This is a genomic window from uncultured Microbacterium sp. (assembly GCF_963521695.1).
GTDB lineage: Bacteria > Actinomycetota > Actinomycetes > Actinomycetales > Microbacteriaceae > Microbacterium.
This window is the reverse complement of record NZ_CAUQWC010000209.1, coordinates 1-6,177: the sequence shown is the minus strand read 5'-3', so window position 1 is coordinate 6,177 and position 6,177 is coordinate 1. Positions and strand designations below refer to the sequence as shown.

The 6,177-nt window shown below is 69.3% G+C and carries 7 protein-coding genes; 3 read left to right on the top strand and 4 right to left on the bottom strand.

Annotated features, from left to right (window positions below; all coding sequences use genetic code 11):
* Nucleotides 1–7 precede the first annotated feature (7 nt).
* Both RWP81_RS13410 and RWP81_RS13405 read right to left on the bottom strand, forming a co-directional pair.
* Nucleotides 8–997, bottom strand: a complete 990-nt coding sequence (locus RWP81_RS13410) for a putative zinc-binding metallopeptidase (protein ID WP_314456888.1) — start codon at nucleotides 995–997, stop codon at nucleotides 8–10.
* 80 nt (nucleotides 998–1,077) lie between these two features.
* The gene (locus tag RWP81_RS13405) at nucleotides 1,078–1,266 is read right to left on the bottom strand and encodes an alternative tryptophan synthase beta-subunit (RefSeq protein WP_314456887.1); all 189 of its coding nucleotides are present in this window, start codon (nucleotides 1,264–1,266) and stop codon (nucleotides 1,078–1,080) included.
* Nucleotides 1,267–1,441: 175 nt separating this feature from the next.
* Here RWP81_RS13405 and RWP81_RS13400 point away from each other — a divergent pair, with 175 nt between their 5' ends.
* From RWP81_RS13400 to RWP81_RS13390, 3 genes are all read left to right on the top strand, one after another.
* Entirely contained in the window at nucleotides 1,442–1,786 is a 345-nt protein-coding gene (locus RWP81_RS13400; protein ID WP_314456886.1) for a YnfA family protein, read from the top strand.
* The gene (locus tag RWP81_RS13395) at nucleotides 1,783–2,019 is read left to right on the top strand and encodes a hypothetical protein (protein ID WP_314456885.1); all 237 of its coding nucleotides are present in this window, start codon (nucleotides 1,783–1,785) and stop codon (nucleotides 2,017–2,019) included. Before RWP81_RS13400 ends, RWP81_RS13395 begins: the two co-directional genes overlap by 4 nt.
* 366 nt (nucleotides 2,020–2,385) lie before the next feature.
* Complete coding sequence (locus RWP81_RS13390) at nucleotides 2,386–3,198, top strand: shikimate 5-dehydrogenase (protein ID WP_314456884.1); 813 nt, start codon at nucleotides 2,386–2,388, stop codon at nucleotides 3,196–3,198.
* A 112-nt stretch (nucleotides 3,199–3,310) separates the two neighbouring features.
* Here the strand turns inward: RWP81_RS13390 and RWP81_RS13385 are convergent, their stop codons facing one another.
* Both RWP81_RS13385 and RWP81_RS13380 read right to left on the bottom strand, forming a co-directional pair.
* Nucleotides 3,311–5,137: a Na+/H+ antiporter gene (locus tag RWP81_RS13385; RefSeq protein WP_314456883.1), complete on the bottom strand. Its 1,827-nt coding sequence runs from the start codon at nucleotides 5,135–5,137 to the stop codon at nucleotides 3,311–3,313.
* A gap of 63 nt (nucleotides 5,138–5,200) precedes the next feature.
* A partial coding sequence (locus RWP81_RS13380) for an MFS transporter (protein WP_314456882.1) occupies nucleotides 5,201–6,177 on the bottom strand: 977 nt, incomplete at its 5' end.

Sequence of the window (6,177 nt, the reverse complement as noted above, 5' to 3'; positions counted from 1 at the left end):
CCCGCCGTCAGCTCCCCGGCCGCAGCGACGCGATGAAGTCGAGCTTGTCGAGCACCGGATCCGGGATGACGAAGGGGTACAGGTCTGCCTTGCCCATCGACCGGTTGACCATGTTGAGCGCGGTCGACAGCGGTATCCACGTGTCCGTCACGAATGCGCGGAAGGAGGGGGAGTCCTGGATGCCGCCCGTGCGCGCCAGACCGTAGATGTGGGCGGTCTCGACTGTGTCGGTCATGTGCAGGAAGTGCGCCCACGTCTCGGCGAAGTCCTCGTAGGGGTGCATGGTGGCGTAGGTGGAGATGTAGCGTTCCCACCAGTTCGCCGGCGGCCCCTGAGAGTAGTGACGGTCGATCTCGGCCTGATAGTCGGCGGTCTCATCGCCGAACAGGCGGCGCGCCTCGCCGATGCGGGCGGTGCCCTCGACCAGGCGCCACTCCATGTAGTGACCGACTTCGTGACGGAAGTGGCCGAGCATGGTGCGGTACGGCTCACCGAGCTGTTCCTGCACACGCACGCGGTAGGCGTCGTCGCTCTCGGCGAGATCCATCGTGATCACCCCGTCGGCGTGGCCGATCGTGACGTTCTCGGCCACGCTCGACAGCAGGTCGAAGCACAGGCCGTACGTCAGGTCCTCGCCCTTTCCGACCACCGGGAAGCCGAGCCGGTCGAGGTCGACGAGCAACCAGCGCTTCGCGCGCTCGGCCACCGGGAACTGCGACAGCCCCTTGGCATCGGCGTCGTTCGGACGCACCCGCGTCAGATCGCAGGCCGAGCACTGACCGCCCTGGAATCGCGCGAGCCAGGTGCACCCCGACAGGTTCAGGTTCCGGCACACGTGCCAGACGAGCCCCGCGGCATCCACGTACCGTCCGTAGCCGTCGACCGGAACGATGTCCGCCTCGTCGCGCGAGTAGCCGAGACCCGTCCCGCACGACAGGCAGACGGAGTTCTCAAAGTACAGGTCGTTGCCGCACACTCGGCATCGGAAAGCTTTCACTTATCGAGAGTGTCAGAGTGGAGCCCGCGTCACCCGGCGGTTGCGTCGTGTCACCTCATCCGGGTGGGGATCTTATGGGCTCATCGCGGCGGGGGATCGTTCAGCAGCGAGACCTCGCGCACGTCGAACAATCCGCGCCGAGCACGCACCATCGACACGCCTTTGCGGCGCAGGGCGTCGGCGAGATCGGCGGTCAACGCGCCCTCCGACGACTTCTGCCAGCCACCCTGCAGCGTGTAGGTGTGCGTCACCGTTCGGGGTCGGGACATGAGCACCTCCGGTCCGAAATCTAGCCAAAAGAATGGCGATCGCCGCCGAATTTTCCCCAAGCGTCACGCAGCGTGTGTTCTGCCGTAACGCAGCTGTCCGCGGCCCCGTCACGTGGGTCGGTGAACCGCGCGCCGCGTGCGTCTCGGGCAGCCCCCCTCGCCGCATAATGGCGGAATGACCACGGCCCGCATCGTCATCCTGTTCGCGCTCGCCGCCGTTGCGGAGATCGGCGGCGCGTGGTTGATCTGGCAGGCCGTGCGCGGGAACCGCGGGTGGTGGCTGGCGCTGCTCGGCATCCTGGCCCTCGGTGCCTACGGGTTCATCGCCGCTCTGCAGCCCGACGCGCACTTCGGGCGCGTACTCGCCGCGTACGGGGGCGTCTTCGTCGCGGGATCGCTGGCGTGGGGGATCGTGGTCGACGGTTTCCGTCCCACGATGTGGGATTACATCGGGTCGGCGGTCGCCCTCGTGGGCGCGGGGATCATCATGCTCGCCCCGTCAACACCTGGGGCCGAATGAACCGCGAGCGTACGCTGGCGAACATGACCAACGAGCCCGGAGACGTGAACCGGCTGCGTGCCGTGATCGCGAAGATCGACGCCGACAACCCGCTCAAGGTGCCCTTCAGTTTCAATCAGGGGCACATCAGTCCTCGCCTGGACCGGCTCGAGGCCAAGCTGTCGTACATGGCGGACTACATCGCGTATCTCGAGCAGCGCATCGAAAGCCTAGAGGCCCAAGTAGTTAGCTAGACGAGATATTAGGCAGTGTCAAGACCCGAGTTCGTCGACGGTCCCTGCGCGACACTCGGAGAATGACGAACGAGAATGCGCCTTACGCGGGCATCGCCGACGATTTCGCCGCCATCGACACCGAGCGTCCCTTCGGGTCGTACCTTTCGGTGATCAACGGGGGAGCGTAATCGCCCCGAACCTCCGTGCGAGGTTCACCACGACAGGGTCGGATGCCGAAAGGCTCCGGCCCTTCGTCGTGCCGGGGGAGACCCCACGCGAGCGGGCGCGTGCGGTCCCCGACGTCGGCACCGCGTCTGCGGCATCTCGTTCACCACGGCGCCCGCCGTAGCATGAGAGACCCGCCCGTGCGACGAGATGAGACCCATGCCCGAGCTCAGCAAAGACACCACCCTCTGCATCTCGCTGTCGGGCCGCCCGTCGAATATCGGCACGCGCTTCCACAACTTCCTCTACGCGGAGCTCGGCATCGACTTCGTCTACAAGGCGTTCACTACCACCGACATCGCGGCGGCGATCAGCGGCGTGCGTGCCCTCGGCATCCGGGGCTGCTCGGTGTCGATGCCGTTCAAAGAGGCCGTGATTCCCCTCGTCGATCACATCGAGGCCTCGGCCGCAGCGATCGGCTCGATCAACACGATTGTGAATGACAGCGGAGTGCTCACCGCCTCGAACACCGACTACGAGGCCATCGCGAGCCTCATCGAAAGCCACCGGCTCGACCCGGCGGCATCCGTGCTCGTGCGAGGATCGGGCGGCATGGCCAAAGCCGTCGTCGCCGCCTTCCACGGCGCGGGGTTCACCGACCTGACGGTGGTGGCTCGAAACGACGAGGCCGGGCCCGCGCTCGCCGAGGCGTACGGCGCCCGATGGGTGGCCGACGACCCGGCACCCGGCGCCGCGATCATCGTCAACGTCACCCCGCTCGGGATGGACGGAGCGGATGCCGACGCGCTCGCCTTCTCGCCGGAGCACATCGCGGCGGCCGAGACGGTGTTCGACGTCGTGGCGTTCCCGGCGGAGACGCCGCTCATTCGCGCCGCCCGCACGGCGGGCACGGCGGTGATCACGGGAGCCGAGGTGATCGCCCTGCAGGCCGCCGGCCAGTTCGCGCGGTACACGGGCGTCACCCCGACCCCCGATCAGGTGCAGCGCGCGTCAGCGCACTCGCGCGCCTGACGGTCGGGCGTACCTACTGCGAGCGAGGCCCGGTAGCGGATACACGCGCCTTGCGGAGCCGCGACGCACCCCGGCCGCCCGCGCGCCGTCACGACGGATGCCGCGCCGGGCGTCACTCCACCGTCTTGTCGAGGCCGCGGGCGCGGATTTCCTCGAGGTCGAGGCCCGCGAGGATCTTCCTCGCGACGAGGTCGTCGATGGTGCCCTCGCGGCGCAGACGCAGCAGCACCTCGCGTTTGCGGTCGAGAACCGCCAGACGCAACCGTTGCGCCTCCTTGTGGCGCAGGAGCGGGGAGCGCTGGGTGAGATCGATGTCGTCGCTGACGGCGAGCATCTCGAAGGGCCCCGTCAACGGCCTCGCGGAACCCGCATCGGCGCCTCCCGCGGGATCGGTCACCGGGCGCACGCCCGAGAGCGACACCGCACCCGGCGACGGTGCACGATCGTCGTCGTCATCGTCGTGGGCACCCGGCGGGATCGGCCCCGTGGCCGATGGCGCATCGTCGCCGAGCGACGCATCGAGCTCGGCGAGCTCGCGTTCCTCCGCCGCGCGTTGGCGTGCGACGGCCCGCGCGTTCGCCAGTTCGAGTCGCTCGTAGCCCTCGCGACGTGCGCGGTCGCGCACCCGGTCGCTCACCCCGTGCTCGACGGCCAGCTCGTCGAGGGCGGCCAGCGCGGCGCCCGAGATGGCGCGTTCAGCCAGCTCGTACTCTTCGATCGCCGCGTCATCGCTCGGCAGCTTCGCCCACCGGATCACGACGGGCAGCAGAGGTCCCTGCACCAGCAGCGTCAGGACGATGACGCCCGCGGTGACGAAGACGATGGCATCCCGGCCCGGAACGGGTTCGCCGGCGGCCGTCACGGTCGGTACCGAGAGCGCGATGGCGAGCGACACGGCGCCGCGGAAGCCCGAGACCGTGCTCACCACCCGGGAGCGGTGCCGGAGCGAGCGCGACGCCGACGCCGGTGGGCGCGAGAAGGGGGAGAACAGCCACTGGAAGAGGTAGCGCACGACGAACAGTGCGACCCACGCCGCAACCGTGATGAGGAGAAGGATGCCGATCTCGGACGGCGAGATCTCGTGCAGCACGAGCTGCACCTCCAGCCCGATCAGCACGAAGAGCGCGCCGTTCAGCAGGTAGACGCCGAAGGGCCACGTGGCATCCGCTGCTCTGCGCGAGATCGCGGTCGTGATGCGCGGCGACACCCACGCGACGATGAGACCGGCGAAGACGACGGCGAGCACCCCCGACGCCTCGATGATCTCGGCGATGAGGAATGCCAGGAACGGCACCAGTACCAGGGTGAGGTTGATGGTGAGCGTGGACTGCATGCGGCGGAGCGCGAAGAAGGCGAGAACGGCGACGGCGATGCCGGCGGCGGCGCCCCCGAGGTACGACAGCAGCACCATGCCCGTGATCTGCAGCGGCGTGATCTGGTCGCCCAGCAGCAGCGCCACGGCGATGGCGTAGAGCACCAGAGCCGTGCCGTCGTTGGTGAGGCTCTCGGCCTTCAGCTTCATGAAGGTCTTGGCCGGGAGCAGTCGGCCGAGGGCGGCGACTGCGGTCGCGTCGGGCGGGGCGACGGCGGCGCCCAGCACGAGAGCGGCTTCCCACGGCACCCCCATCCAGGTGGCGACGCCGGCGACGGCGAAGGCGGATGCCACGACGAGCAGCGTGCTCATCGGAATGATGTAGCGAAGGGATCGGCGCACCGAGCGCAGCGACGTCGTCCACGCCTCGCGGAACAACATGACCGGGAGGAACAGCAGCAGCACCGTCTCGGGAGGAAGCTCGATCTGTCGCAGCTCAGGGATGAACCCGAGGGCGAGGCCGATGACGAGCAGCACCAGCGGCGTCGCCACCCGCAGCCGCGGCGCCAGCACCGTGCCCACGAGCATGGCGAGGCCCAACAGAACCGTGATCTCGAGTCCCTGCATGCGTCCCGCCTTTCGCCGTGCCCCTGACCTCAGCGTAGAGAGGCCGGCGGACATTCCCGAGGCTCAGCGGGAACCTCGACGCGTCATCGTCAGCGCGAGGAGCCCCGCCACCACGTAGAGCGCCCCCTGCACCTGCAGGGAGGCCGCGAACGCCGGCCCCGACCCCACGAACCCCCCGAGCAGCGTGCCCACCGCCTGCAGTGCCGTCAGCGCCGCGAAGAGCAGGCTCGTCACCCGTCCGCGATGGCTCGCGGGCGTCTCGCGGTCGACGATCGTGAGCATCGCCGTCATCGCGACCAGCCCCGGCGCGCCGACCAGCGCGAACAGCACGACGTACACCGGAAACCACGTCGTCACGGCGGGGAGGTTCCAGATCGCGAGCGTCAACACCCCGAATCCGAGGATGGACGCCGCGGCCAGCCGCCACGGCGCGACGCGTCCGACGACGCCCATCAGGCCCAGTCCGGCGATCAGCGCCCCCACGGCCTGGATGCCGCGGAGGATGCCCACCTCGGTGTCGCCGCCACCGAGCGAGCGCTGTACGAAGAGCACGAAAAGGATCGTGAAGAGCCCCTGCGCGAGCGACATGAGCATCGCCACCACCATCAGCCGGCGAAGGACGCGGTCGGCGACGACGATGGCCAGGCCCGATCCGAGTTCGGCGAAGAACGTGGTGCGCGGCGGCGCGCCGGTGGCATCCCTCTCCATCGTCTGCGGGGGCGCGAGGTCGGCGGGCGGGGGAGTCGCGGCATCCCGTCGCTTCGCCGCGCGGATGAAGAGCACCGCGGATGCCACCGCATAGGCCCCGGCGGTCGCCACGACCAGCGCATTCACGCCGCCGAGACCGAGCACCAGCCCGCCGATGGGGGCGCCGACGAGACGGGCGAGGCCCGATCCGACGCCGAGCAGTTGGTTTACCGGGGCGACGTGCGCGGGGGGTACGAGGGCCGCGGCCACGCTCGGGCGGGCCGGCTCGATGATCGCGCCGAGAACGGACTGCACGATCGCGACGAGGTAGACGATCCACAGGTCGTCGACGG

Excerpts from the sequence above, each read along its gene's own strand:
- RWP81_RS13405 (WP_314456887.1), bottom strand. The coding sequence starts at position 1,266 with ATGTCCCGACCCCGAACGGTGACGCACACCTACACGCTGCAGGGTGGC.
- RWP81_RS13400 (WP_314456886.1), top strand. The coding sequence starts at position 1,442 with ATGACCACGGCCCGCATCGTCATCCTGTTCGCGCTCGCCGCCGTTGCG.
- RWP81_RS13395 (WP_314456885.1), top strand. The coding sequence starts at position 1,783 with ATGAACCGCGAGCGTACGCTGGCGAACATGACCAACGAGCCCGGAGAC.
- RWP81_RS13390 (WP_314456884.1), top strand. The coding sequence starts at position 2,386 with ATGCCCGAGCTCAGCAAAGACACCACCCTCTGCATCTCGCTGTCGGGC.
- RWP81_RS13385 (WP_314456883.1), bottom strand. The coding sequence starts at position 5,137 with ATGCAGGGACTCGAGATCACGGTTCTGTTGGGCCTCGCCATGCTCGTG.